This is a genomic window from uncultured Actinomyces sp. (assembly GCF_963542285.1).
Taxonomy (GTDB): domain Bacteria; phylum Actinomycetota; class Actinomycetes; order Actinomycetales; family Actinomycetaceae; genus Pauljensenia.
This window is the reverse complement of sequence record NZ_CAUTWQ010000003.1, coordinates 77,004-101,352: the sequence shown is the minus strand read 5'-3', so window position 1 is coordinate 101,352 and position 24,349 is coordinate 77,004. Positions and strand designations below refer to the sequence as shown.

Genomic DNA, 24,349 nt, shown 5'->3' with positions numbered 1-24,349 from the left:
AAGTGTGATCAGTTTTTCCACAGATACGGAAAAGTGGTCGCAAATGCCTGTGGTCGAGCATATCTTCACTGAGTAGCCCCCGGAGAGGGGATCTGCTGCATAGACCAGATGAACAGCGGCCGGAGAGGCTTCGACGAAAGGTATCACCATGGCAGTAGCTCGTAAGGGTTCCTCTTCATCAGCGAATGGGGACCGAAATAAGGCTTTAGAGCTCGCGCTCTCGCAGATCGATAAGCAGTTTGGTAAGGGCTCCGTCATGCGACTGGGAGATGATTCTCGTCCCCCGGTGCAGGTGATCCCCACTGGTTCTCTGGCCCTTGATGTCGCTCTTGGAATTGGCGGTTTGCCTCGGGGGCGCGTCATTGAGATCTATGGTCCTGAATCCTCTGGTAAGACGACCGTTGCGCTTCATGCAGTCGCCAGCGCGCAAAAAGCAGGCGGAAACGCCGCATTTATCGACGCTGAACACGCACTTGATCCCGTCTATGCGCGCGCCCTCGGTGTCGACACGGATAACCTCTTGGTCTCCCAACCTGATACCGGCGAGCAGGCGCTGGAAATCGCCGACATGCTGATTCGTTCGGGTGGCATTGACATCATTGTTATTGACTCTGTCGCTGCACTTGTTCCAAAGGCTGAAATCGAAGGCGAGATGGGCGACTCTCATGTCGGTCTGCAAGCCCGCTTGATGAGTCAGGCCTTGCGTAAAATTACCGGTGCTCTCTCGGCAACCGGAACAACTGCAATCTTCATTAACCAGCTTCGTGAAAAGATCGGTGTCTTCTTCGGTAATCCTGAAACCACAACCGGCGGTAAGGCTCTAAAGTTCTACGCCTCCGTCCGCATTGATGTTCGTCGAATTGAAACCCTGAAGGAAGCTGGAGCTCCCGTCGGTAACCGCACCCGTGCAAAGATCGTCAAGAACAAGATGGCGCCGCCTTTCAAGCAGGCAGAGTTCGATATTGTCTACGGTAAGGGCATCTCCCGCGAAGGGTCGATTATCGACATGGGCGTGGAAACCGGCATCATCCGTAAGTCTGGCTCTTGGTTTACCTATGGTGATGACCAGCTTGGGCAAGGCAAGGAAAATGTTCGCCAGTTCCTCTCGGATAATCCCGAATTGGCCAATGAAATTGAACAGAAGATCTTGGTTTCTTTGGGGATCGGCGTACAAGAGGGCGAACTGACAGAGCCGACTGCGTCAGATATCGATGACTCACTCGAGGATGCTGGCTTCTAGTCAATGGTCCGTTATTACGACCCAGAGACAACATCAGAAGAGGATGTTCGTCCGCGCACGCGCACTAAGAGCCCGGCGGAACGCCAGGCTCTTATGCGCCAGCGCAATGCGGCTCTAGAAGGACAAGCTGCGCTTGAGGCTGCCCGTGAGGTGGCCCTTCGCCAGCTCGATGTTCGTGCCCGTTCGCGAAGCGAATTAGAAACCGCAATAACCAGTCGAGGCTTTTCTTCTGAGGTGGCCGACTCTGTTATTGAACGCCTCACTCAATTGGGGTTGGTAGATGACCTTGCCTTTGCGCGAGCCTTTTCTCGGGGACGTTTTGAGGCAGGCGGGAAAACAGGTTCCGCACTCCGTGTCGATCTTCATCGGAAGGGCATCTCCCCGGAGGTCATCGATACCGTGCTCTCAGAAATCGGCGCCGATGAAGAATTTGACCGGGCTTTAAACCTTGCTCAGAAGAAGATGCGTTCGATGCCAAATTGCGATGATCGGGTTGCGCGTCGACGTATTTTCTCGATGCTTGGGCGCAAAGGATATTCTCCTCAGGTTTGTATACGCGTGCTTGATGCAATCGTTGAAGGCAGGGATGATGAGTACTGAAGACGCAATCTGTCAGGAACTGATTACTGATTTAAGCAATGCGGGCCTCACTGTTGCTGTCGCAGAATCCTTAACCGGTGGTCTTTTGTGCGCGGCTTTCGTTCATGTGCCGGGTGCCTCAAACGCCGTGCGTGGGGGAGTCTGCACCTACGCGACGGATACGAAGCATTCGGTTTTGAAGGTGAGTGATCAACGCCTTGCGCAGACGGGTCCCGTTGATGATGAAGTTGCTCGGCAAATGGCACACGGTGTTCGCACACTGATGGGTGCGGATTTTGGTTTGTCAACGACTGGAGTCGCGGGTCCGGGACCTGCTGATGGACATCCCGCTGGAACGGTCTATGTGGGTTGCGCGTGGGAAGGTGGCTCGCGGGTGCATCGACTTGATTTGAGTGGAGACCGCGACCAGGTCCGGCAGGGCGCAGTGATCGCCGCACTCGAACTATTCAGGGAAGTGCTGAAAGCGACACCAAATATCCATACGCGCTAGAATTCAACGACGATGAGTGTTGAAATGATGGACTTCCCGCGGACCTACGCGGTGCGCACCCTTGGGTGCCAGATGAATGAGCACGATTCCGAACGTATTTCGGGCCTCTTAGAAAAGGCGGGCTTGGTCCCCGTCGATCGCGTTCCTGCTGCAGCAGCGCGCGCAACTGACGCCGGAGACATGGGTGCAGATGTCATTGTTATCAACACCTGCTCCGTGCGTGAGAATGCAGCGACGCGTCTATTTGGAAACCTCGGGCAGCTCGCGGCAGTGAAGCGGGAACGCCCCGGAATGCAGATTGCAGTGGGCGGTTGTCTTGCCCAACAGATGCGTGACGGGATCATCGAAAAAGCTCCCTGGGTCGATGCAGTTTTCGGTACTCACAATATCGATGTCCTTCCCGCGCTTCTTCGCCGCGCAGAGCACAATCGTGAAGCGGCTGTTGAAATCGAAGAGTCCCTGAAGGTTTTTCCTTCAACACTTCCCACTCACCGTGAAAGTGCATACGCAGCGTGGGTCTCAATCTCAGTTGGCTGTAACAACACCTGCACCTTCTGCATCGTTCCTCATCTTCGCGGAAAAGAACGTGATCGTCGTCCCGGCGAAATTCTCGAAGAAGTGCAAGCTGTTGTTGATGAAGGCGCAATTGAAATTACCCTTCTGGGACAGAACGTTAACTCGTACGGCGTAAGCTTCGGTCAGCGCGGTGCTTTCGCTGATCTTCTGCGAGCCGTAGGCAAGATTGACGGTTTGGAACGCGTGCGTTTTACAAGTCCACACCCGGCGGCCTTTACTGATGACGTGATTGAGGCGATGGCCGAGACTCCAACGGTCATGCCCTCTTTGCACATGCCGCTTCAGTCGGGTTCGGACGCGGTCCTGCGCCAGATGCGCCGCTCCTACCGCCGTGATCGTTTCATGGGAATTCTTTCGCGAGTACGCGCTGCAATTCCCGACGCAGCAATTACCACGGACATCATCGTCGGATTCCCTGGAGAGACTGAAGAAGACTTCCAGCAGACTCTCGAAGTTGTTGAAGAAGCACGCTTCAGTTCCGCCTTCACTTTCCTATACTCTCCGCGTCCCGGTACCCCGGCAGCTGACCGAGAGGATCAGGTGCCCCAGGACGTTGCTCTTGAACGCTACAAGCGCCTATTAGCTCTGCAAGAACGCATTTGTGCCGAGGACAATGCAGCACTTGTTGGAAATGAAGTTGAGGTGCTTGTCGCCGCAGGAGAAGGTCGGAAAGACGGAGCAACCCACCGTATTTCTGGACGAGCGCGTGATAACCGTCTGGTTCACGTTGCCCTTCCCCTGGGAATGAGTGAAACCGATCGTCCGCGTCCTGGTGACATGCTTCGCGCTCGTGTCACGCACGGCGCGCCTCACCATCTCATTGCTGATTCAGCATTGGAAGATGGCGGTCTCTTTGAACTTCGTCGGACTCGTGCGGGAGATGCTTGGCAAAAGCGTCAAGCACACGAAGAAGATTCGAAGATCTCCCTTGGTATGCCTCGCATCCGTATCGGGGCTCCGAATGGAAATGCCTAATAACGCATCTTTACCTCGCCTAGCTCAGCCATCGCAACTGATCATTGCGGTGGTGGGGCCCACGGCCTCGGGAAAAAGTGATCTTGCTTTAGACCTTGCGCAGAGCCTCCCCGCGGATATGGGGGCACACGCAGGGGAGCTGGTTTCTGCAGATGCGCTTCAGCTTTATCGCGGAATGGATATCGGTACGGCGAAAACTCCGATTGAGGAGCGCCGCGGAATTCCTCATCATCAAATTGATGTCTTGGAGATTAGCGACGAGGCTTCTGTCGCCTCCTACCAGCGGTATGCTCGCGCCGATATCGCACAGATTCACGCTCGCTCGAACCTTGCAGTTGTCGCTGGCGGTTCGGGGCTTTACCAGCGGGCGCTTTTGGACCAGATTGACTTTCCTGGGACAGATCCTGAGCTCCGGAAACGTCTTGAGGAAGAGTCTTGTGGGCCCGGGGGAGTGGCCGCTCTTTTTCATCGACTCGAGGAATTAGATCCGGTCTCTGCGCAGCGCATTGACGCACACAATGCACGCAGAATTATTCGAGCGCTTGAAGTCATTGAGCTGACGGGCAAACCCTACTCTTCGTCGATGCCGCAGTACGTGTATGCGGCACCCACCGTCATGCTTGCGCTTCGTTGGCCGATGGATGAGCTCGATCAACGCATTGCGCAGCGCACTCGCATGATGTTTGACCAGGGACTCGTTGAGGAAACACGGGAACTAGACCGATTGGGGCTTCGACATGCAAAGACTGCAGCCAAAGCAACCGGTTATGCGCAGGCGCTTGCTGTTATTGACGGTGATATGACGATCCCCGAGGCCATTGATTCTGTTGCCTTGGCAACGCGTCAGTTGGCTCGCAGGCAGGTTAAGTGGCTGCGCCGCGACCCAAGAATCGTGTGGATTGATCGTAGCTCCGAGGGCGCCGTCACCAGTGCCGAGGCGGCGTTACAAACTGCCCGTCGGGTTGTGTTGTCAGTACTTCAATAGAGATATTTGAGATTGCTCCTTAGGCTCCCGTATTCTGTTTTCTGTTCAAGAGAAAGAGAGGCGAGATGTCTGTCAATAAGGGGTGCCGCATTGTCGCGGCGCTGTGTGCCCTTGTTCTTGGGGGAAGCCTTGCCGGATGTTCCTTATTGGGAACATCGAATGTGAGCAGTGATGATATTCGCGCGATGAAGAATATTCCCGAAGGGCAGAAAAATACCTTGATTTCCCGGATGGAAGCGGCATCTTCTGCCTCTAAACGCGCAGAAATCGGACAGCAAGCAGTGGCCTTAAACAAGATGGTCGGAACCAAACTCTTGATGAAGGAGCCGCCGATCGCCTATCAGCGGACCTACGAGCTTAAAACCGACGGTACGGTCGAAGCCGATAAGAACGATTATGCCTACCTGTATATGTCAGCCGCGGACTATTGGCGCTTGGGCGAAGACGGCTACGAACTCTGTGTGGATCAGGGATGCGAATACTACTCAGAATGGACCGTCGAGGTTGAAAAAGGATACGGCGGGGCAGAATACGTCTGGACCCTGACGATTGACGGCGATGCGACGCAGGTAGGTGGAGAGCCCCTAGTTCGTCGTTTCCAGGCTGCGAAGTGAAAGGCCAAAGGAGAGGCGAAATGAAATCGATGCTTTTTTCACATCGCAAGGTAGTGCGGGCACTTATTGGTGCAGGAAGTGCATGTGCTTTGGTTGTCGCCGGTGCGTTCCTCCCGCTTCGTGACGCAGCGGCAGATGATGCCATCACCGGGCAAGATTATGTTTCTTACTATCACCTGGACCAAGTGAAAGCGAAAGGCATCACCGGTAAGGGAGTCAAGATCGCTCTCATTGGTGGCCAAGTCGACACCTCTGCTCCTGAACTTGCTGGGGCATCAATTATTGATCAAAGCCCGTGCAAATTTGATCCTGTTGCTCAAACACTGACACGTCCAACTGTCATGGCGTCGGTCTTGGTATCGCAGTCGTATGGCGTTGCCCCAGGAGCGACGCTGATGACTTACGGTCTTTCGGGATCTCATTATGATGTTTCAGGTACCTGTGAAGACGACAAGGGACTGCCGAAGTTCAACATACTGAATCTTATTCATCAAGCTGTAGACGATGGCGCACAACTTATTGTGCTTGCGGTTCCCTATGGTGATTTTGGCTTCGACAGAGATGTTTTCTTGGGGGACATGAAGGAGTACTACAAGTGGGCCTTCGCACACGCGATGGCGAAGGGGGTACCGGTCGTCGCGAGCGTTGGTGATGAACCGCAGGACGCAACAGATTATTCATATTCAGCGTTGTCCGGTGTCGTTGGGGTTACGACTATCTCGACCGATGGGCAGCTCACGGCGCGTTCTTCGTGGAGTCAACAGACGGTTACCGCTTCTGTTGGTGCCAACATCAATGCGCGGGTATATCCAGACAAGAATGTCGAAAAGGTGGAGTGCCTAAGCTGTTCTCCCGCAATCACTGCGGGTTTTCTTGCCTTGGCGCGTGAGAAATGGCCACAGGCGACCTCAAACCAGCTTCTTCAGCTTTTGGTTCGATCTGGAACGAATCCTGGGAACTCCTGGAACGAACGAACAGGATTCGGTCCAACAAATCTTGAGACAATGCTCAGCACCGACCCCTCTCAATATCCAGATGAGAATCCCCTTGCGGATAAGGCGAAACTGCCACACCTTCTTGACGGTTCAGTTTCCTCGGGATTCGGCTCTGGTGAAGGTGGTTCGGTCCCTCTTCCTCAAGAGGTTGCAGATTACGCTGATGGCATCAAGTTCCCACTAAGCCTGCAGGATGAAAATCCCAACTATGTCTATCGTGGCCTTGATGATTCCGCGGCTTCCCCGGGCGGCGACTATATTTCGTCTCCAGTCCACCTGGGCACAAGCCCGCGCTTCCACAAGAAAAAGAAGTAGGCGTTTATCGATCTGAAAATGAGTGGGTGGGAGGAAACCCTGGGTTTCCTCCCACCCACTCATTCATGTCAAAACAATCCTGAAATTATTGGGATGCAGATTCAGGAATGCGCACGGACCTCAATAATCCGATAGCCCTTTTTGGATGCGATCTTTTCTGCAGGAAAACCTTGCTGGCACAGCCACTGTGTTAACGAGTCGGCGCCAAGATTTTTCTGAACAACTAGGTAGGCAACACCGTCTGTGCTCAGCATGGAAAGCCACGTCATCAGCAGCTCGTGAAGAGCATTCTTTCCAATGCGGATAGGAGGATTAGACCAGATCACGTCAAAGGTGATTCCTTGAGAGCGAAGCTTCTCAGGAGCCTCTTCGGCACGCAGCGTATGGACATTGTCGGCCTCGTTCAAGGAGGCATTGCGCGCGGTCAGGTCAAGTGCGCGCGAATTGACGTCGACGGCCCAAACGCTTGCCTCGGGGGACTCCAAGCCCATGGTGACGGCTAAAGGACCCCAGCCGCAGCCTAAGTCAAGGAAGTTACCGCGCTCGGGGAGGGCAGGGGCCTCGGCAAGAAGCTGGCGGGTCCCCAAATCAATACGCGAACCAGAAAAAACTCGGTCGCTCACCCACATTTCCAGATCGAAACCGCGAACTCGATCGCGAATCAGGTGAAGCTCATCATCTGACGCGGGCTCAGAATCGGTGAAGTACTGTTCATCCACGCTTCAAGGGTACTTGAGAAGTGCTACGCCCGGCGAGAAACTCTCTTCTTTTTCTCCGCAGGTGCGCTCGCAGATAGTCCAAACATGGGAAAATAAAAAGCGGATCCCACCCGAACTTTCATCATCTTGGAGATACTGAATGACCGAAGATTCCACTGAGCGGGCAAAAGGTGTTGTCGCGCGTATCCTTGCGCGCACAGGAACCGCCCTGGAATCGACTCAAGGACAAGATCATCACGCGCAGGCGGGTGAACTTGAACGAGAGGCACGTGCGGGGACCCGTCGTATCCAAGGGCTCTCGAATGACCTTGAAGAAATTTCTGAAGTCGAGTACCGACAGGTTCGTCTTGAAAAGGTCGTGCTTGTAGGGCTGCGTACTACGGGAACTGAAGAAGAAGCAGAGAACTCTTTGCGTGAGCTGGCAGCACTTGCTGAAACAGCTGGTTCGCAAGTCCTCGACGGTGTTATTCAGAAACGTTCGCATCCAGATCCCGCAACCTATTTGGGCTCTGGTAAAGCTCGCGAACTGGCTGAGCTTGTTGCTGCTGATGGTGCAGACACAATCATTGTTGATGGTGATCTTGCCCCGTCTCAAAGGCGCGGCTTGGAAGACGTTGTCAAGATCAAGGTGGTTGACCGAACCGCGTTGATCTTGGACATCTTTGCCCAACATGCCAAATCGCGAGAAGGTAAAGCTCAAGTCGAATTGGCACAGTTGGAATACCTCCTTCCGCGTCTTCGCGGGTGGGGCGATTCGATGTCGCGTCAGGCCGGCGGCCGCGTCGCCTCGGGTGAAGGTATTGGTTCGCGCGGTCCAGGTGAAACGAAGATTGAGCTCGACCGACGCCGCATTCGAAACCGTATGGCAAAACTGCGTGAGCAGATTCGCCGAATGGAGCCAGCACGCCAAGCGCAGCGCGCGAATCGCTCGCGTTCAACTATTCCTTCTGTTGCCATCGCGGGGTACACGAATGCTGGAAAATCCACGCTTCTCAATGCGCTGACGGGTGCGGATGTCTTGGTTGAAGATGCTCTCTTTGCAACCCTTGACCCAACGGTTCGTCGTACGCAAACAGAGGATGGGCGTGCCTACACGCTTTCAGACACCGTTGGCTTTGTGTCGCGTCTGCCTACCCAGCTTGTTGAAGCCTTCCGTTCGACCTTGGAAGAAGTCGGCGAGGCCGATGTGATCCTTCACGTTGTTGATGCTGCGCACCCCGATCCAATTGGCCAGATCCAAGCTGTTCATTCGGTTCTGGATACGATTGAGGGAGCGCGAGATATTCCCGAGCTCATCGTCTTCAATAAGGCCGATCTTGCCAGTGATGAACAACGCGCGTTTGTCCGTTCTCTGAGTGAACGTGCGGTGCTTGTCAGTGCCGTGACTGGCGAGGGGATTTCTGAACTTCAAACTGTCATCGCATCGATGCTTCCTCGTCCACGCGAGGTCATTGACTGCGTCGTTCCTTATATTCATGGAGCGCTCCTTCATCGTATCCACGAAGAAGGAGAGGTCCTTCTGGAGGAGTACCTTGCTGAAGGAGAGCACATTCGGGCTCGTGTCGACGGTGCATTAGCTGCGGCCCTGCGAGCAGTTGCTCTTCCAGCCCGCGGAAATGCTCAGGACGCAGGTTTTGAAGGCGTCGCCGATCCGGACGTAGCGGCCCCTGCCGAGGACTTCGAATGAGCCTCACAACGGCGAAGCAAGCGCTAAGCGCGGCTGTTCGCGAAATGGGCGGCCAAGTGCGCAGTGGACAAGAGACGATGGTCGATGAAATCTGCAGTGCCCTTGAAGCTCCTGAGCACCTTCTCATTCAGGCAGGAACCGGTACGGGTAAATCTCTTGGGTACTTGATTCCTCTGATGGATTTTGCGGTTAGTCGAGATGAAAGAGTCCTTGTCTCTACCGCGACGCTGAACCTCCAACACCAAATCCTCACCAAAGATGCCCCGGTTGCAGCCCAAGCAATCGAAGACGTTCACGGACGCAGGCCTCGGGTCGCACTCCTTAAAGGATGGAATAACTATCTGTGCACCTTCCGACTTGGCGGCGGATACCCCCTGGAAGGAACGCTCTTTGATCTCCCAAGCCAGCGCGATGATGATGACGAGGCCGCGCCGGCCAGCGAGCTAGGCGCGGAGATTGTCCGTTTACGTCGCTGGGCCTCGCAAACGGCAACGGGGGATCGAGATGAACTCGACCCCGGAGTAAGCGATCGAGCATGGTCGCAAGTTTCAGTGTCACGTCAGGAATGCCTGGGCAAACAGTGTCCGATGATTGATGACTGTTTTCCCCAAGCGGCCCGTGAAACCGCACAAGAAGCAGACGTTGTCGTCACCAACCATTCGTTGTTGGGGATCAGTGCTTTGAGTGATAGCGATCTGTTTGGTCAGATTGGCGCGCTCGCGGTTGACGAGGCTCATGAGCTTGCTGAGCGAGTGCGTGAACAGGCATCGGTTGCACTCTCCTTGAAGTCCATGACGCGGATTTCACGCAGGCTTCGAAGTTTGGCCTCTGTGGACACTGATGTACTTGACCATGTTGCCGCGCAGCTTGATGTTGTCCTTCAAAGCTTCCACGTCGGATTAGTGACTGACCGGACAAGCCTCAAACCAGTGATGTCCGCGTTGGACACGGCTCAACGAGATCTTGAAACGCAGATCGCCACTCTTCAACTTGAGGCCGCGACAAAAGTTCTGGTGCGAGCCTTCAGCGATGAACTTGACGAGGTCCTGCAAGCGTGGGGGCGTGACGCTGAGAAGAGCGTGACCTGGGTTGAGCGCGATGAAGATCGAGGCCTATCGTCCTTGATGATCGCGCCCTTGCATGTTGCGCCTTCTTTGGCTGACAACGCCTTTGGTGAACGGCCGGCAATTCTAACTTCCGCCACATTGAGTCTGGGTGGGAGTTTTGAATCGGTTGCGTATAGTACGGGATTAAATTTGGCTCCACTGTCGTGGAGGGGAGTGGATGTAGGATCGCCATTTGATGCTTCTCGCCAGGGGATCTTGTACATCGCAGCAGGGCTTCCAGCACCGAGTAATGGGCAACCTAGTCCAGCAGCATTGGAGCAGATGGTCGCTCTGGTCAAGGCCAGCGGCGGTGGAGCTCTTGTTCTTTATGCCTCGTGGGCGGCGGCGCGACAGGGCGCGCAAAAGCTTCGAGACGAAGGGGTCTCAGAGGTGTTGCTCCAGGGAGAGGACTCTCTACCGGCGTTGATCAAGCGCTTCCGTTCGAAGCGTGATTCCGTTTTGGTTGGGACGATGTCGCTGTGGCAGGGCGTCGATGTCGTCGGGGACTCATGTCGTTTGGTTGTCATCGATAAAATTCCATTCCCTCATCCAAAAAATCCGATAGTCAAGGCGCTGACCGAAGATGCTGATCGGCAGGGAGGCAAGGGCTTTTTCCAAGTGAGCGTAACTAGGGCAGCACTCATGATGGCGCAAGGAGCCGGACGTCTACTGCGATCCCACAACGACCGAGGCGTTGTTGCCGTTCTTGATTCGCGGCTTCACTCCCGCAGCTACGGGCGTTTTATTATTCAGTCGATGCCTGAGTTTTGGCGTACCCGTGACCTTGATGTTGTGACGGGTGCATTGGAAAGACTCAATGCTGAGCTGCACGAGGACTGAAGCAGCACACTTCGTTCAATAAGGGGATTTTGGCCTATCACTATGAAGGGCGATCTGAGAGAATAGGGCTGTTCACTTGTTTAGGAGGTTGCTCATGCCCACTCATTCACAAAGCCTGTATCCCAGCTCTTCTGGCCGTCCTTCAAAGATTGCGATTATTGGCGCAGGTGCTGTTGGCACCGCCGTTGCCTACGCCTGCTTGATGCGCGGAGATGCGCGTGACATCGTCTTGCACGATATCAACAAGCCGAAGGTGGAAGCCGAAGCCTTGGATATGGCGCACGGTATTCAATTCACACCTTCTGGCTCCATTGAGGGCTCGGATGATGTTGAGATCGTTCGTGGGGCAGACCTGGTCATCGTCACTGCCGGTGCCAAGCAAAAGCCCGGTCAGTCACGACTGGAACTTGCCGGTTCCACCGTTGACCTCATGCGTAAGATCCTCCCTAATCTGTTGAACGTTGCCCCTGAAGCGCGCTTTATGTTCATCACGAACCCCGTCGATGTCGTGACCTATGCGGCGCTGAAGATTACTGGGCTTCCGCGTAATCAGGTCTTCGGTTCGGGTACGGTTTTGGACACTTCACGTCTGCGTTACCTCGTTTCGCGCGAAACAGGTGTTGCCACTCAGAACATTCACGCGTATGTCGCCGGTGAACACGGAGATTCTGAAGTTGCCCTGTGGTCTTCCTCTGAGATTGGTAATGTTCCTCTACGTCACTGGGGGCCGACCCTTTCAGGCCGTCTCTTTGATGCGGAGCTTCGCGAACAGATTGCAAAGGACGTCGTGGACTCTGCCTACAAGATCATTGAAGGTAAGGGTGCGACAAACTATGCTATCGGCTTGGCTGGGGCGAATATCGCACGTGCGGTTTTGCGTGATGAGCAGCGTGTGCTAACTATCTCGACACTCCTTGAAGACTGGGAAGGCATCTCGGATGTCTGCATGGCGGCGCCGACCTTGGTTGGTCGCGATGGAGCGGGCCGAGTGCTGAACCCTCCGCTCACTCTTGCTGAGCGCGATGGATTGACCGAATCGGCAACTCGCCTTCGTCAAGTCGCCCGAGATTTGGGTTTCTAATTTGAGGGATTGACTTAATGGGTGTGGCCCCGACGCGTTGCGTCGGGGCCACACCCATTAAGTCTCAGGAGTTGCCGTTTCCTACAGCGAACGAATGACAGTGACGACCCTGCCCATGATTATGGCGTTATCACCGGGGATCGGCGCGTAGTCCTGATTGTGGGGGAGGAGCCAGATATGGTCAGAAGTTCTGGAAAATTCTTTGACCGTTGCCTCTCCGTCAATCATTGCAGCAACAAATTCGCCGTTGATCGCAGTGGATTGGCTGCGGATGACAACGAAATCGCCGTCGAGGATGCCGGCGTCCACCATGGAGTCGCCGTGGACTTCAAGCATGAAGAGCTCGCCGTGGCCAGTCAATCGTGTCGGTAACTGGAAGATATCTTCGATTGCCTGTTCGGCGGTGATCGGTGAGCCAGCTGCGATTCGTCCGACCAAGGGAATTGCTGAGGCGTCCTCATCTACGTGGCCGGTTGGAATTTCGACCGTCACGATCTCTTGGGGCGATGAGGCTTTTGTGTCCTTTTCTCCGAGAAGAGTTCTTCCAGATTCAGATACTTCGAGTGCTCGGGGAAGCCCGGGAACCTTCTGAAGGTAGCCGAGGCGTTCGAGCGTATCGAGATGGTGCTTAACCGTCGAAGGTGAAGAAAGACCGACGATTTGTGCGATTTCACGTACCGAAGGAGGGAAGCCGCGTCGACGCACCTCAGTGTTGATCAGGCGCAGAATTTCGATTTGTCGGCCTGTCAATTCTGTGTCGCTGCTCACGATTATCCCTTCGGAACTAAAAACTGGACGGAAGTGAGCGTGCTCGATGGTCCACTCACAGTGTTAAGAATACTGGAGAAAATGAGTAAATCAAACATATGTTCGAAAGTGGCTCGACATCTGCCGAAAGAATTGCTATCGTACAAGTGTTCGACGAACATCTGTACGACCGAAAGGGGAATATCGTGAGCACAATGACTGTTGCAGCGTCTCAAGAGGGGGCTCGTCGTCCGCACCTTCAACTCGTCTCCGAGGAATCCCTGGCCTCTGTTTATGACATTCGTCAGGCCCCGTCGGCTCGACGTCGCCGTGAGCTCCTTCGCAACGATGATCCTTCGATGCGTCGTCGCCCGGTCGTCGCTACGCGTTCGTCTCTGGGACTTCGGCGCTTGCTGAGCGGTGCTGTAGCGTTTATTGCTGCTACGGGAATTGCAGTTGGTGCGGGTCTTGCTTTGCAAACTCAGCCTTATGACGGTCCGACCCGCGTGGTTTCTGTGACAAGCGGGGATAGCGTGTGGAGTTTGGCTCAGGGAGTCTCGACCACTCGTCCACTGAAAGATGTTGTCAATGACATCGAAGAGCTCAATGATGTTCAGGGTGCATTGCAAGTTGGTCAGGAAGTGCGTGTCCCGACTCGTTGACCTGCGTTTTATTCTCCCTGTCGACGTGGTGTCTTAGTTGCGAATCTGATCGATCAACCGTAGTTTTAGAGGGTGCACTGCCCTTTCTGTCATAACCCTGATTCGCGTGTGGTTGATACACGTATTGCGGATGATGGCGCCTCGATTCGCCGGCGTAGGGAATGTACCTCATGTAAGAAACGCTTCACAACATTGGAAACGTCTTCTTTCCAGGTTGTTAAGCGCTCTGGTGTCATTGAGCCTTTCTCGCGAAATAAGGTTGTTGCTGGGGTAAGGAAAGCGTGCCAAGGGCGTCCTGTTTCCGATGATGAGCTAGCACTTTTAGCCCAACAGGTTGAAGAGCATCTTCGTACCTCCGGCGTCTCTTCTGTATCCAGCGATGAGGTTGGGAAAGCGATTCTGCCCTTCCTTCAGGATCTTGATGAGATCGCGTACCTACGTTTTGCCTCCGTCTACCACGCGTTTAATTCGCTCGACGACTTCGCAGATGCGATTGATTCACTGCGTGAACGTTCTCAAGCTAAAAAGTTGACAAAGACTGCGAAAAACAAATAGGTCAGAGCTGCAGCTGAGCGAATAGTGCGTTTGCCTTTTCTAAGAAGAATCTCGCAGAAATGGCTCGAAGAGCTTGACTTGCCTTTAGGCGTCCCACTCTTCCATGCCGCGTGGCAGCTGCGTAGTCGTGACGGCATGCAGATCGTGAGTTGCACGGGTGAGAGCAACGAAAAGATCGCCACTTCCTTGTTCAAGAATGTCACGTGGTTCGACAACGACAACGGAATCAAATTCCAAACCCTTAGATCCCGCTGCAGTCAGATAACTCACTCGCTGGTCCAAAGCGCTTGCCCCCGATTCATCCGCATGCCACAGCTGCGCCTGAGTATCAGGAACGATAACGCAAATACGGCCCTTTCCTTTGCCCTCTTCGCGGTCAAGGCGTTCCTCCATTGTGGAGATGACTTGAGAGACGCAGTCCTTGAGCGTTTCCTTTTGCGTATGTGAAACCTGGTAGCACTCGGGAACGTCGCGGACGGCTTCCATGGGGTAGAGAACGGGAGTGCCGTGCTGTGCCAAAACGGCCTGTGCGATTCGGGTTAACGCCCGAGGAGTCCTGTAGGAAATCGAAAGTACGAACTCTTCGCTGAACGCGCGAGCCGCTGGACCAAGAGCGTGTTTCCATGAATGCGGACGCCGGTGGCCTCGTTTTTGGTCGAGATCGCCAACAACCGTCATTGAGCGACTTGGGCAGCGTCGCAAAAGGCACCGCCACGCCATAGGTGAAAGATCTTGGGCCTCGTCAATGACAATATGCCCATAGGTCCAAGAACGGTCTGCTCGCGCACGTTCAGCAAGCGGGCGGAGCGAGGGTGCCTCCTGAGTCTGGCGCATCAGCATATCTGCAGTGACAATTCCGCCGCCGAGACCCGTTGCCTTCAATGCTTCGTTCGCACGCTCCCGTTCCTCTTTTTCTCGCTGTTCTTCGGCCCGGCGCTTCTGGGCTGAGGCGAGATCGAGTGTCCCCAAGAGTTCGTCGAGTTCGTCGATCAGTGGAATATCTGAGATGGTCAGTGGTTCCTCTTGAGCACGGTACAAGAGGTTGAGGTCTTCGACCGACAGGGGAGTGCCTGCCTTACGGTTCGCTTGGGCCAAGAGATCAGGGCGCGACCAGAGCTTGCGAAGGAAGGCAGGTGCCTGTGTGGGCATCCATGCCAAGTTAATTGCCCGACGGGCATCGACTGAGTCGCGGATCTCAGAGATCCAGGTCTTCAAATCATCAGGATCGATATCTGCCGTGCTGGAGGCATCACCAGCTTCTACGATCAAACGTCCAGCAAGAAGCTCCATGAGGCCCATCGCGAAAGACTCTCGGGCAACATTGTGTGGACGGCCGCTTCGGCGCGCTCGCGAAAGAGCTTCCTGCACATCCTTGATTCGCAACGTCACGCGGCGATTCCAGACTTGAAGAACCTGGTCGCGATCGGGAAGACGAGGGATTAGGCGGACCGCTTCGCGCAGAATGCGACTGAAAGCCGCGCGTCCCTTAATCGCAGCGACATCGACGGGATCATCGTCTTGAGCGCTTAAGCCGGGGACGATGTCACCGATGGTCATCTGGACCACACCGGATTCGCCGAGGGACGGAAGAACCTGCTCGATGTAACGGAGGAAGGTGCGAGAGGGGCCAATGATGAGCACACCCGAACGCTCAAGTCTCTCGCGCTGCGTGTAGAGAAGGTAGGCAGCGCGATGAAGGGCAACGGCAGTTTTTCCTGTGCCGGGGCCACCTTGAACCACAAGGATTCCGCGATCGCTTGCACGGATCACTCTGTCCTGTTCGCCTTGGATCGTCGCAACGATATCTCCCATTCGGCCACTACGCGCCGAAGAAAGGGCAGACATCAAAGCGCCTTCACCCTGAAGGGTCAGTCCTTGATGCTGCGCCTGATCGACATCAAGAAGTTCATCTTCAACCGAAGTGACTGTACGCCCGCGAGTCGCAATATGGCGACGGCGAACGACCCCTAGAGGCTCTTGGGCTGTCGCTTGATAGAAAGGGGCAGAAATCGGAGCTCGCCAGTCAACAAGAAGGGGAGAGGAGTGCTCATCGAGAAGGGAGATTCGGCCGATGTAGTGGGTCGCGTGGTCCTTCATATCGAGGCGCCCGAATACTAAGCGCTCTTCGACGTTATCCAGTCTGGAAGACAACTCGGCAAAGTGAGTGGCCAGAGCATCGCGCTCCGTCCATCCCTGAGCGTTTCCGACGCCATGGTTAGCATCGATCTTCTGACGCTGTTCGCGGTATTGAGAACGCAGTTGATCCAAGCGTGAGTACGCGCGATCAACAAATTCTTGTTCTTCAGCTACTGGGGTAGTAGCGCGAGCGGAGTCAGACATTGGGACCTTCCGGTAGAAAAAGTCTGGCGTTCTATTTTGCCCTAATTTTCAGTGATTTTCACTCTCTAAGCCGATGGCGCAAATGTGGGATTAGCCGCGCCAAGGGCGGCTCGACAATGTAGCTTTAGAATGAGTGATAACAGCTGAGGCGGTTGGAAACCGAAGGAGGGGAACATGACCGAAACCCACACTCATGGGGACGGCCACCAGGTCGCCCAAACCCGTGCGCGAATTCTGGTCATGTACTTCGATGGCGCAATGGATGCGGGAGCATCTGGTCGCATGGCCGCTGAACAGATGTTGCGCGCCCTTCCAACGACGCATATTGCTGACTTTGAAGCAGAAGACTTCATTAACTATCGTTCGCATCGCCCAGTGATCACAGTAAAGAACTGGGTGACGCAGGAGGTTGAGATTCCTAAGATTTCGTTGGATCTCCTGCGTGATGATCGGGGAGAATCTTTCCTTTTGCTCCACGGTCCTGAGCCGGACTACCGCTGGGAAGAGTTCGCTGAGCGTGTTCACAAGATCGTCAGCGATGCCGGCGTTGAGGTCGTGTTTGGGATGACCGGCGTTCCTTCAGGTGTACCGCATACGCGCCCAACTCCGGTTCACGTCCACACGACTGATGCCTCCCTTGTTCCTGCACAGCCGCATATGGCTGCGACGATGCAATTTCCCGGCTCGATCGTGTCCTTCCTGCAGTGGAAGCTCAAACAAGCGGGGATCGATGGAATGACGCTCTTGGCGATCGTTCCTTACTACATGTCAGAGTCAGCCTATCCCGCAGCCTCCTCAGCGATTTTGCGTAAGCTCACTGAATTCTCGGGGCTTTCCCTACCTGTCGGTGATCTAGAGCAGGGAGCAGCAGAGGATTTGGATAGCTTCGCAGCCCTTGTCGATTCCAACCCTGAGGTCCAGCACACAGTTCGTGCATTGGAAGAGCACTACGACTCTTTCTCGGGAGAGGGCTTGGGAATTCCGCTCAATGCTGTTCCCTCAGCTTTCAATGTCCCAAATCCTCAGGATAAAGAGAGTGATGCGAGCGGCATTACCGATGCGATCGAGGCCTACCTTGCCTCGGTGACTGATGGGGCTGTTGCCCTAGATGACAGTGAAGAGCCGGTGCAGGCGCCCGCTCAAGCACCCTCAACTGAGGAGCTTTTGGCTCAGGCACTTGAGCGCATCGCACAGCGTGAAAAGAAAGGCGAAGGCGGCACTGCTCCGCATACTCCTCGTCATCGCGGTAATGCAAGTTCAGTAGATGTCTCTATGGATTCAGATGCTGATGAGGAACAGACGACCCTGTCGCCGGCTGAAGCCGAGGCTGATTCTAAGGATGAAACCAAGCCGCAGGACTAGAGCGTGCTTTCTGTCCAGCCGACGGCCTCGTCAGTCAGGGGACGGGTCCCGGCGCGCCACTTACTCAGTTCCTTCCTGCGTAGTGGGCGGGCGGGAAGGGGAAGTTTGCGCAAGAGGCGGTCAAGCTCGACCTCATCGGTGCGGCCCGGAGCGCTTTGTGCAAGGAAGACAATATTTCCTCGGCGAGCTCCACGACCAACTTTGGGATCGCATAGTGCTTGTACGTCTGCGAAGGATTCACTCATCCCAGCTAAGTCCAGGCGCGCGTTGTCGCCACCGCCGTGAGCACTGTTTTCAAGGAGGATCCCGTCGCTGCGGAGGACTCGTCGGCACTGGGCTGTGAACTCGGTGGTCCGCAATTGCGGGGGGACAGATTCTCCGGCAAAAGCATCGCGGACAATGACGTCGAAGGAAGAGTCTCGCAGGCTATCGATGACTTGTCGTGCTTCGCCGATGCGAATTTTTAGAATCGGAGAACGCGGTAAATCAAAGTTATCTCGAGCAAATTGCGCGATAGTTTGGTCAATTTCAACAACGGTATGGCGTGAGGCGGGGAAGAGAATGGACCAGGCCCAGGGGAGCGCGCAAGCCGCGCCACCCAGATGTAGCACGCGAATGGGGTCGTTGTTTGCGTAAGTTGCTTGCAGTGCGCAGGTCGCCTGTTGCATGTATTCGAAATCTAGGTAACTGGGATCAGAAATATCGATACACGATGACTCCGCTCCGTTAATGAGAAGGGTCGCTCGCGGGCCGTCCCAGCGGATCTCGATTGACGGGGAGTCTAGAGTAGTCATAGGGCTACTGTACGTGGGAAGGAGGATGCGATGTCGAATGCTCCGCGCGACCGTCGTGGAAAACGCTATTGGGGCGATGATGATTCCCAGACGAATATTTTGCACATTGACATGGATTCCTTCTTCGCGCAGGTGGAGATTCGTGAAGATCCATCGTTGGTAGGGAAAGCTGTCATCGTTGGCGGAAGTAGCAACCGTGGTGTCGTGACCTCTGCGACCTACGAGGCTCGTGCTTTGGGTGTGCGCGCGGGAATGCCTACTGCACGAGCGCGCGCGCTGTGCCCCACTGCCGTATTCGTTCCGGGACATTTCGAGCTCTACCGTGAGTATTCGAAGCGTGTCATGTCAGTGATTGGGCGCTTTAGCCCGCTCGTTGAGCAGGTTAGTGTTGACGAGGCCTTTGTTGACGTTCGCGGTTCGAGGCTGCGTTTCGGGAAACCAATGCATATTGCCGCCGAGATTCGACGCCAGATTCGAGAAGAAATTGGCCTTCCTGCTTCCGTTGGCATTGCTTCGACAAAATCTGTGGCAAAAATTGCTTCCTCGAATGCGAAACCAGATGGTGTGCTTTTAGTTCCTTCCCAGGCCACGATTGAGTTCCTTCATGGCCTTCCTGTGGGGGCACTTTGGGGCGTTGGCACCAAGAGCGCGCAGGTACTTGAGCGTGAGGGAATCGAAACAATCGGGCAATTGGCGGCGCACCCCTTGCCTCGGTTATCACGATTGCTCGGTGCTGCTGCGGCTCACAGCCTTCATAATTTGGCGTGGGGGATTGACCCGAGGCCGGTGACCGTTTCGCGTGAAGAAAAATCGGTGGGGATGGAACGTACTTTCGAAACCGATATTCGCGATAGAGCACTTCTCGATCAGTTCATTACGAAGGCCTCTCACGAATGTGCGAGGAGGTTGCGTGCGGGAAATTGGCTCTGTAAGCAGGTTGCAATCAAAATGCGTGGAGCGGATTTTTCGACCATTACACGTCAGCAACGTCTGAGGGTTCCCACGGATTTAGGTCGAGAAATCGCTTTGGCTGCTCACCAGCTATTTGAACGGGAGACTCTTCCAAGTGGGGGGGTGCGCCTATTTGGCGTTCGTGCTGAGGGCTTAATTGCGCGCGATGAGGGATTTGAAGTTGCCCTTGATCAGGATGAACGCCCTCAAGCGGCCGAGCGCGCTATGGATAAAATCCGGGGAAAATATGGTGCAGGCGCGATATCGCTTGCATCACTGCTTGAAGAAAACAAGTAGGATGGGGCTATGGCACTTTCGGATTATGAGAAGCAAGTTCTCGAGGAGATGGAGGCACAGTTTGGCTCTCAGCCTGCCTCTTTCAATGATCATTCACGTCCGAATGCCAATGCGGAGAAGCAAACGGGCCGTTTATCGCCGCGTAAAGTCGCCGCAGGCGCATTGATGATCGTTGCTGGTCTTCTGGTCTTGATTGCTGCTGTGTCTCTTGGCTATTCGGCAATCTCTTTAATTGTCGGCGTGGTCGGCTTCCTCTTGATGGTCGGTGGCGCTTGGTATGCGCTCACTGCGAAGGGAAGTTCCTCGAGTTCGGACCAAAAGCGCGGCTCCTTTATGGAACGTCAACAAGAACAGTGGGATCAACGCTTGTCGGACGATCGCTAATTCTTATTACTTTGGTTCCCGGTGACACCGTCACCGGGAATTTTTTTATTCCTCCCGAAGACGCGGGGTAAACCTTCATTCCTGCTTTCCAAGGAGTCTCCACTTTCCGCCATTGTTTAGAGCGGAGACTCGTTTTCTGCAGAAAATCGCTATTTCTGAGATTACTAACGAGAAACACTGAAAATTTCCCCCACTTTCCTCCACCTTAAATTTTTGTTGGAATTAAGCGGATTTTGCCCTAAATGTATATGAAATGTCTTTCGAAATGGCGCCAAATTGGTAAATCGTGGAGTAAAGTGGGGGAAGATGTCACATAGGGGAAGGTGGTGAACGATGTTCCTTGGTACCTACGAGCCAAAGCTCGACGACAAGGGGCGCGTGATCCTCCCTGCCCGATTCCGAGAGGATATGGAAGGTGGGATTGTCCTCACTCGAGGCCAAGAACACTGCATCTATGCCTTTCCTGCCCAAGAGTTTGAGCAGATGACGGTTGAGCTTCGCAGGGCTCCGCTGTCCTCCAAACAGGCACGCGACTATATCCGCGTGTTGCTCTCGGGTGCGTATAAGGAAGTTCCGGATAAACAGGGAAGAATTACCCTTCCGCCGGATCTGCGTAAATACGCCGGTCTTGATCGTGAGCTCACCGTCATTGGTGCGGGTTCACGTGCTGAGATCTGGAATTCACAGGCATGGAATGACTACCTATCCGTCCAGGAAGACGTCTTCTCGCAAACTGAAAACGAAATTATCCCAGGAATGTTCTAGTCCGCCCTTCCAGGTCTCCTCCCGTTGTTCTGACGTCACTTCCCCGATGGCAGAGCACGGTGGGGGACCTGGATGGACGGACACCCATCACACAGAAGGAGGGCAGAAGTGTCTGTCGACCGCGATCCCGCGCAGCTGCATGTTCCTGTTCTCCTCAATGAGTGCTTGGACATGCTTGCGCCTGCAATTGATGCTCCCGGTGCTGTTCTCATCGATGCGACTCTCGGAATGGGTGGACACACGGAAGCAGCACTCACACGTTTCCCCGAGCTCACCGTTTTCGGTATCGACCGAGATCCTTCGGCGATCGCCCTCGCATCGAAGCGCCTTGAGGCTTTTGGCCCGCGTTTCCGTGCCTTCCACACCACTTACGACAAGATGGATGAGGTTGCTGCGCAAGCCCCCTCTGGAATGGTCGATGGGATCCTCATGGATCTGGGTGTATCTTCGCTCCAATTGGACCAAGAGGACCGAGGTTTCTCTTACTCGCATGATGCCCCGCTTGATATGCGAATGAACCCCCAGACGGGCATCAGTGCAGTGCAACTTTTGGCCTCGGCCTCGAAAGAGGAAATTACGCGGATTCTTCGCGTCTACGGGGAAGAAAAGTTCGCCTCGAAGATCGCTGGACGTATCGTCGCAACCCGAGAGAGCGAGCCTCTAACCCGTACTTCGCAGCTGGCTCAGATCGTTCGCGATTGTATCCCCGCACCGGCACGTCGCACGGGGGGCAACCCCGCAAAGCGCACCTTCCAAGCGTTGCGTATTGCGGTCAACGACGAACTGACCATTCTCGAAGCCGCGCTTCCCGCAGCTCTTGCGCACCTGCGCGTTGGCGGTCGAATCGTTATCGAGTCGTACCACTCCCTTGAAGATCGTCTGGTGAAGGACATCTTCCGTCGCGGCGCCACTGATCAGGCCCCTGCTGGTGTGCCCATGATCCCAGAAGAACTTCAAGCCCGCTTGCGTCTACTGACACGTGGCGCACAGCTGGCTGATGACACAGAAAAATCCCATAATCCGCGCTCCGCTTCTGTGCGGCTGCGCGGCGCACAGATGATACGCCCCTGGAAGGAACGACCATGAGCGGAGCCACCGCGCGCGCACGCGCGACCTCTCGTCCGGCATACGTACGTGAAGATGTACGCCCACTGCTCACAGTGGTGAACTCTGACCAGCCTCGTCGCTCGGTCATCCTGATGACCTTTATTGCCTTGGTGATGATTGCTATTGCCATTGTTGTCCCGATGCTGATCAACACGCACATGGCTCAGACCTCCTACCAGATTCGCGAATACCAGATCCAGCTCAACGAGTTGGAAGCGCAATCGTGGACCCTGCAGACGCAGCTTCAGGAGAAGGCTTCTCCCGTCGAGCTTGAAAAGGCAGCGAAGGCACAGGGAATGGTGCACGCTGGAAAGCTGGGAACAATCCGTTTGGCCGATGGCCAAGTTGAGGGTGGGGTAGCCGCGCGATGAGCTGGTTACAACGCATTTTCAAGGCGCCAGACACTTCGCCTCATCGCGCGAATTGGATGTCTGGGTTTCTGTTCTTGGGATTTGCGTTCTGTGTTCTCCAGCTCATCGTTATTCAGGTATTCCAAAGCTCAACCCTCGCCTCCGAGGGTGAACGAGTGCGTACAGCCGTCAGTGAAATTGGCGCAAAACGTGGGGAAATTCTTGACGTTAATGGTGTTGTTCTGGCCGATTCGGTTCAGGCCTACCACATTGCGGTGAATCAGAAAGCGATTACGACCTACGAGCATAAAGATGACAACGGAAATGTTGTCGGCCGTGGTCCGGCTGAGGCCGCGAAACAGCTCTCTCCTCTCCTCGGTATCAGCCAAGCGGAACTGGGCGGCATGATGCTCGGGGATTCGACCTATGTCTATCTGAAAAAGAATGTCGATGCTGTTACCTATCGCGAAATCCGCAAGCTCGACATTACCGGTATTGAATGGGAAGCGGTCTTTGACCGGACCTATCCCAATGGCAATACAGCGGGTCCGATCGTGGGTGCCGTCAATGCTGAAGGAGACGGTGTCTCAGGCCTGGAGGCCTATTTCAATAATTTCTTGCAGGGAACCTCTGGAGAAGAGGCCTACGAGATCTCTCCCAACGGTGCTGTGATGCCCGGTGGGAAGAAGATCACCAAGGAACCTCAAGACGGCGGATCGGTCCGTACAACCCTCCATGCAGATCTTCAGCACTTGGTTCAAGACGCTCTGGATGCTCGTGTTCGTAAGCACAATGCGGACTGGGGTGTCGTCGTGATTTCCGATGTCTCGACTGGTCGAATCTTAGTTCTTGCAGACTCTGGGTCTACGACACCGGACCCCTCAAAGCCTCAATCCGTAATGGGAGTCCAAGCGCCCTACGAACCTGGCTCGGTGGGTAAACTCCTCACGATGGCCTCGGCCCTAGAAAAGGGAACGACCACTCCTACGACCGTATACTCCGTTCCCTACAGCATTAGCCCCGCAGACGCGGGAGGTCCGATTTCGGATTACCATGAACACGGGACCGAAATGATGACGACCACGGGAATTCTTACCCAATCGTCGAACGTTGGAACCATCGAAGTGGGCGAGCAAGTGGGCGACCGTGATCGCTACGACTTCATGACGAGGATGGGCCTGAACCAGCTCACTGGAATTGAATTGCCTGGTGAATCTCAGGGCATTATGCGCGATTTTGATGCCATTCAAGGGCGTGATCGCTACGCCATGATGTTCGGTCAGTCCTACGCAATCACAGCAATCCAGCAGAATCAGTTCATCCAAGCGATCGGAAACCGCGGGGTCATGATTGCGCCGCGAATTATCGATTCGACAACTGATTCAGAGGGGCGAACCGAGAAGACTGTCTCACCGCAACCTAAGCAAGTGATGTCCGCGGATCGTTCAAAAGAACTCATCACCATGATGGAATCCGTCGTTACGGATGAGCAGGGTACCGGTCAGTTAGCAAAGGTCGAAGGCTACCGCGTCGCAGTCAAGACAGGTACTGCTGATATTAAAGTCAATGGTGCGGATGCGGTCGTTTCGAACACTGCTGGTTTGGTCCCCGCAGAATCGCCGCGCTTGGCCATTTCGGTCGTCCTCTACAATCCGCGTGTTGCTGGTTTGTCCTCTGATGCGGCCGCACCTCTGTGGAGTGAAGTCACGACCGAGGCCGTTCGCAACCTGGGGATCCCCGCGTCTACAGAAAGTGCCCAGCTGTATCCCACGACACCCTAGTAGGCTAGTGTCCAGATCGTTGGGTAGACCC

General features: G+C 54.8%; 23 protein-coding genes. 19 read left to right on the top strand and 4 right to left on the bottom strand.

The features are described from left to right. The first annotated feature begins 148 nt into the window (after positions 1-148). From recA to RW023_RS02465, 7 genes are all read left to right on the top strand, one after another. The gene (gene recA / locus RW023_RS02495; RefSeq protein ID WP_315579736.1) at positions 149-1,240 is read left to right on the top strand and encodes a recombinase RecA; all 1,092 of its coding nucleotides are present in this window, start codon (positions 149-151) and stop codon (positions 1,238-1,240) included. A gap of 3 nt (positions 1,241-1,243) precedes the next feature. Beyond that, positions 1,244-1,840 (top strand): regulatory protein RecX, encoded by a 597-nt coding sequence (locus RW023_RS02490; protein WP_315579735.1) that lies wholly within the window; start codon positions 1,244-1,246, stop codon positions 1,838-1,840. Then, positions 1,830-2,330, top strand: coding sequence for a CinA family protein (locus RW023_RS02485; RefSeq protein WP_315579734.1), 501 nt, complete (start codon positions 1,830-1,832; stop codon positions 2,328-2,330). The genes RW023_RS02490 and RW023_RS02485 overlap by 11 nt, the downstream gene beginning before the upstream one ends. Positions 2,331-2,342: 12 nt before the next feature. After that, positions 2,343-3,881: a tRNA (N6-isopentenyl adenosine(37)-C2)-methylthiotransferase MiaB gene (gene miaB, locus RW023_RS02480; protein WP_315579733.1), complete on the top strand. Its 1,539-nt coding sequence runs from the start codon at positions 2,343-2,345 to the stop codon at positions 3,879-3,881. Then, the gene (miaA, locus tag RW023_RS02475; protein ID WP_399499255.1) at positions 3,874-4,866 is read left to right on the top strand and encodes a tRNA (adenosine(37)-N6)-dimethylallyltransferase MiaA; all 993 of its coding nucleotides are present in this window, start codon (positions 3,874-3,876) and stop codon (positions 4,864-4,866) included. Before miaB ends, miaA begins: the two co-directional genes overlap by 8 nt. A 65-nt stretch (positions 4,867-4,931) precedes the next feature. Beyond that, positions 4,932-5,480 (top strand): hypothetical protein, encoded by a 549-nt coding sequence (locus RW023_RS02470; protein WP_315579731.1) that lies wholly within the window; start codon positions 4,932-4,934, stop codon positions 5,478-5,480. A 20-nt stretch (positions 5,481-5,500) separates the two neighbouring features. Beyond that, positions 5,501-6,790: a S8 family serine peptidase gene (locus RW023_RS02465; protein WP_315579730.1), complete on the top strand. Its 1,290-nt coding sequence runs from the start codon at positions 5,501-5,503 to the stop codon at positions 6,788-6,790. 101 nt (positions 6,791-6,891) lie between these two features. Here RW023_RS02465 and RW023_RS02460 read toward each other — a convergent pair whose 3' ends face one another. Next, positions 6,892-7,509 (bottom strand): methyltransferase, encoded by a 618-nt coding sequence (locus RW023_RS02460; protein ID WP_315579729.1) that lies wholly within the window; start codon positions 7,507-7,509, stop codon positions 6,892-6,894. 139 nt (positions 7,510-7,648) lie between these two features. Between RW023_RS02460 and hflX the strand changes: the two genes are divergently transcribed. The 3 genes from hflX to RW023_RS02445 all read left to right on the top strand — a co-directional run bounded on the left by hflX (position 7,649) and on the right by RW023_RS02445 (position 12,223). Further along, positions 7,649-9,196: a GTPase HflX gene (gene hflX / locus RW023_RS02455; RefSeq protein ID WP_315579728.1), complete on the top strand. Its 1,548-nt coding sequence runs from the start codon at positions 7,649-7,651 to the stop codon at positions 9,194-9,196. Then, a complete protein-coding gene (locus tag RW023_RS02450) occupies positions 9,193-11,142 on the top strand; it encodes an ATP-dependent DNA helicase (RefSeq protein ID WP_315579727.1) in 1,950 nt (649 codons plus the stop codon). Before hflX ends, RW023_RS02450 begins: the two co-directional genes overlap by 4 nt. Positions 11,143-11,236: 94 nt before the next feature. Then, on the top strand, positions 11,237-12,223 hold the full coding sequence (locus RW023_RS02445; RefSeq protein WP_315579726.1) for an L-lactate dehydrogenase: 987 nt from the start codon (positions 11,237-11,239) through the stop codon (positions 12,221-12,223). Positions 12,224-12,304: 81 nt separating this feature from the next. Here RW023_RS02445 and lexA read toward each other — a convergent pair whose 3' ends face one another. Further along, complete coding sequence (gene lexA, locus RW023_RS02440; protein ID WP_315579725.1) at positions 12,305-12,991, bottom strand: transcriptional repressor LexA; 687 nt, start codon at positions 12,989-12,991, stop codon at positions 12,305-12,307. 194 nt (positions 12,992-13,185) lie between these two features. On the opposite strand from lexA, the gene RW023_RS02435 reads away from it, so the two are divergent. Then, on the top strand, positions 13,186-13,632 hold the full coding sequence (locus tag RW023_RS02435) for a LysM peptidoglycan-binding domain-containing protein (RefSeq protein ID WP_315579759.1): 447 nt from the start codon (positions 13,186-13,188) through the stop codon (positions 13,630-13,632). A 72-nt stretch (positions 13,633-13,704) separates the two neighbouring features. Further along, positions 13,705-14,187, top strand: a complete 483-nt coding sequence (gene nrdR, locus RW023_RS02430; protein WP_178707089.1) for a transcriptional regulator NrdR — start codon at positions 13,705-13,707, stop codon at positions 14,185-14,187. Between the two features lie 84 nt (positions 14,188-14,271). Here nrdR and RW023_RS02425 read toward each other — a convergent pair whose 3' ends face one another. Next, complete coding sequence (locus tag RW023_RS02425; protein ID WP_315579724.1) at positions 14,272-16,527, bottom strand: AAA family ATPase; 2,256 nt, start codon at positions 16,525-16,527, stop codon at positions 14,272-14,274. Between the two features lie 174 nt (positions 16,528-16,701). Between RW023_RS02425 and RW023_RS02420 the strand changes: the two genes are divergently transcribed. Continuing rightward, positions 16,702-17,889 carry a PAC2 family protein gene (locus tag RW023_RS02420; RefSeq protein WP_315579723.1) on the top strand — a complete coding sequence of 396 codons (1,188 nt, stop codon included), beginning with the start codon at positions 16,702-16,704 and terminating at the stop codon, positions 17,887-17,889. Here the strand turns inward: RW023_RS02420 and RW023_RS02415 are convergent. After that, positions 17,886-18,683, bottom strand: a complete 798-nt coding sequence (locus tag RW023_RS02415; protein ID WP_315579722.1) for a fused MFS/spermidine synthase — start codon at positions 18,681-18,683, stop codon at positions 17,886-17,888. The two genes, RW023_RS02420 and RW023_RS02415, sit on opposite strands and share 4 nt — an antisense overlap. Positions 18,684-18,713: 30 nt before the next feature. On the opposite strand from RW023_RS02415, the gene dinB reads away from it, so the two are divergent. The 6 genes from dinB to RW023_RS02385 all read left to right on the top strand — a co-directional run bounded on the left by dinB (position 18,714) and on the right by RW023_RS02385 (position 24,318). Then, the gene (dinB, locus tag RW023_RS02410) at positions 18,714-19,931 is read left to right on the top strand and encodes a DNA polymerase IV (RefSeq protein WP_315579721.1); all 1,218 of its coding nucleotides are present in this window, start codon (positions 18,714-18,716) and stop codon (positions 19,929-19,931) included. Between the two features lie 9 nt (positions 19,932-19,940). Further along, the gene (locus RW023_RS02405; protein WP_315579720.1) at positions 19,941-20,315 is read left to right on the top strand and encodes a DUF3040 domain-containing protein; all 375 of its coding nucleotides are present in this window, start codon (positions 19,941-19,943) and stop codon (positions 20,313-20,315) included. A gap of 333 nt (positions 20,316-20,648) precedes the next feature. After that, positions 20,649-21,080 (top strand): division/cell wall cluster transcriptional repressor MraZ, encoded by a 432-nt coding sequence (gene mraZ / locus RW023_RS02400; RefSeq protein ID WP_019127157.1) that lies wholly within the window; start codon positions 20,649-20,651, stop codon positions 21,078-21,080. A gap of 72 nt (positions 21,081-21,152) precedes the next feature. Then, positions 21,153-22,166: a 16S rRNA (cytosine(1402)-N(4))-methyltransferase RsmH gene (rsmH, locus tag RW023_RS02395; protein ID WP_315579719.1), complete on the top strand. Its 1,014-nt coding sequence runs from the start codon at positions 21,153-21,155 to the stop codon at positions 22,164-22,166. After that, positions 22,163-22,558, top strand: a complete 396-nt coding sequence (locus tag RW023_RS02390; protein WP_315579718.1) for a hypothetical protein — start codon at positions 22,163-22,165, stop codon at positions 22,556-22,558. The genes rsmH and RW023_RS02390 overlap by 4 nt, the downstream gene beginning before the upstream one ends. A 56-nt stretch (positions 22,559-22,614) precedes the next feature. Further along, on the top strand, positions 22,615-24,318 hold the full coding sequence (locus RW023_RS02385; RefSeq protein ID WP_315579717.1) for a penicillin-binding protein 2: 1,704 nt from the start codon (positions 22,615-22,617) through the stop codon (positions 24,316-24,318). Positions 24,319-24,349 lie beyond the last annotated feature (31 nt).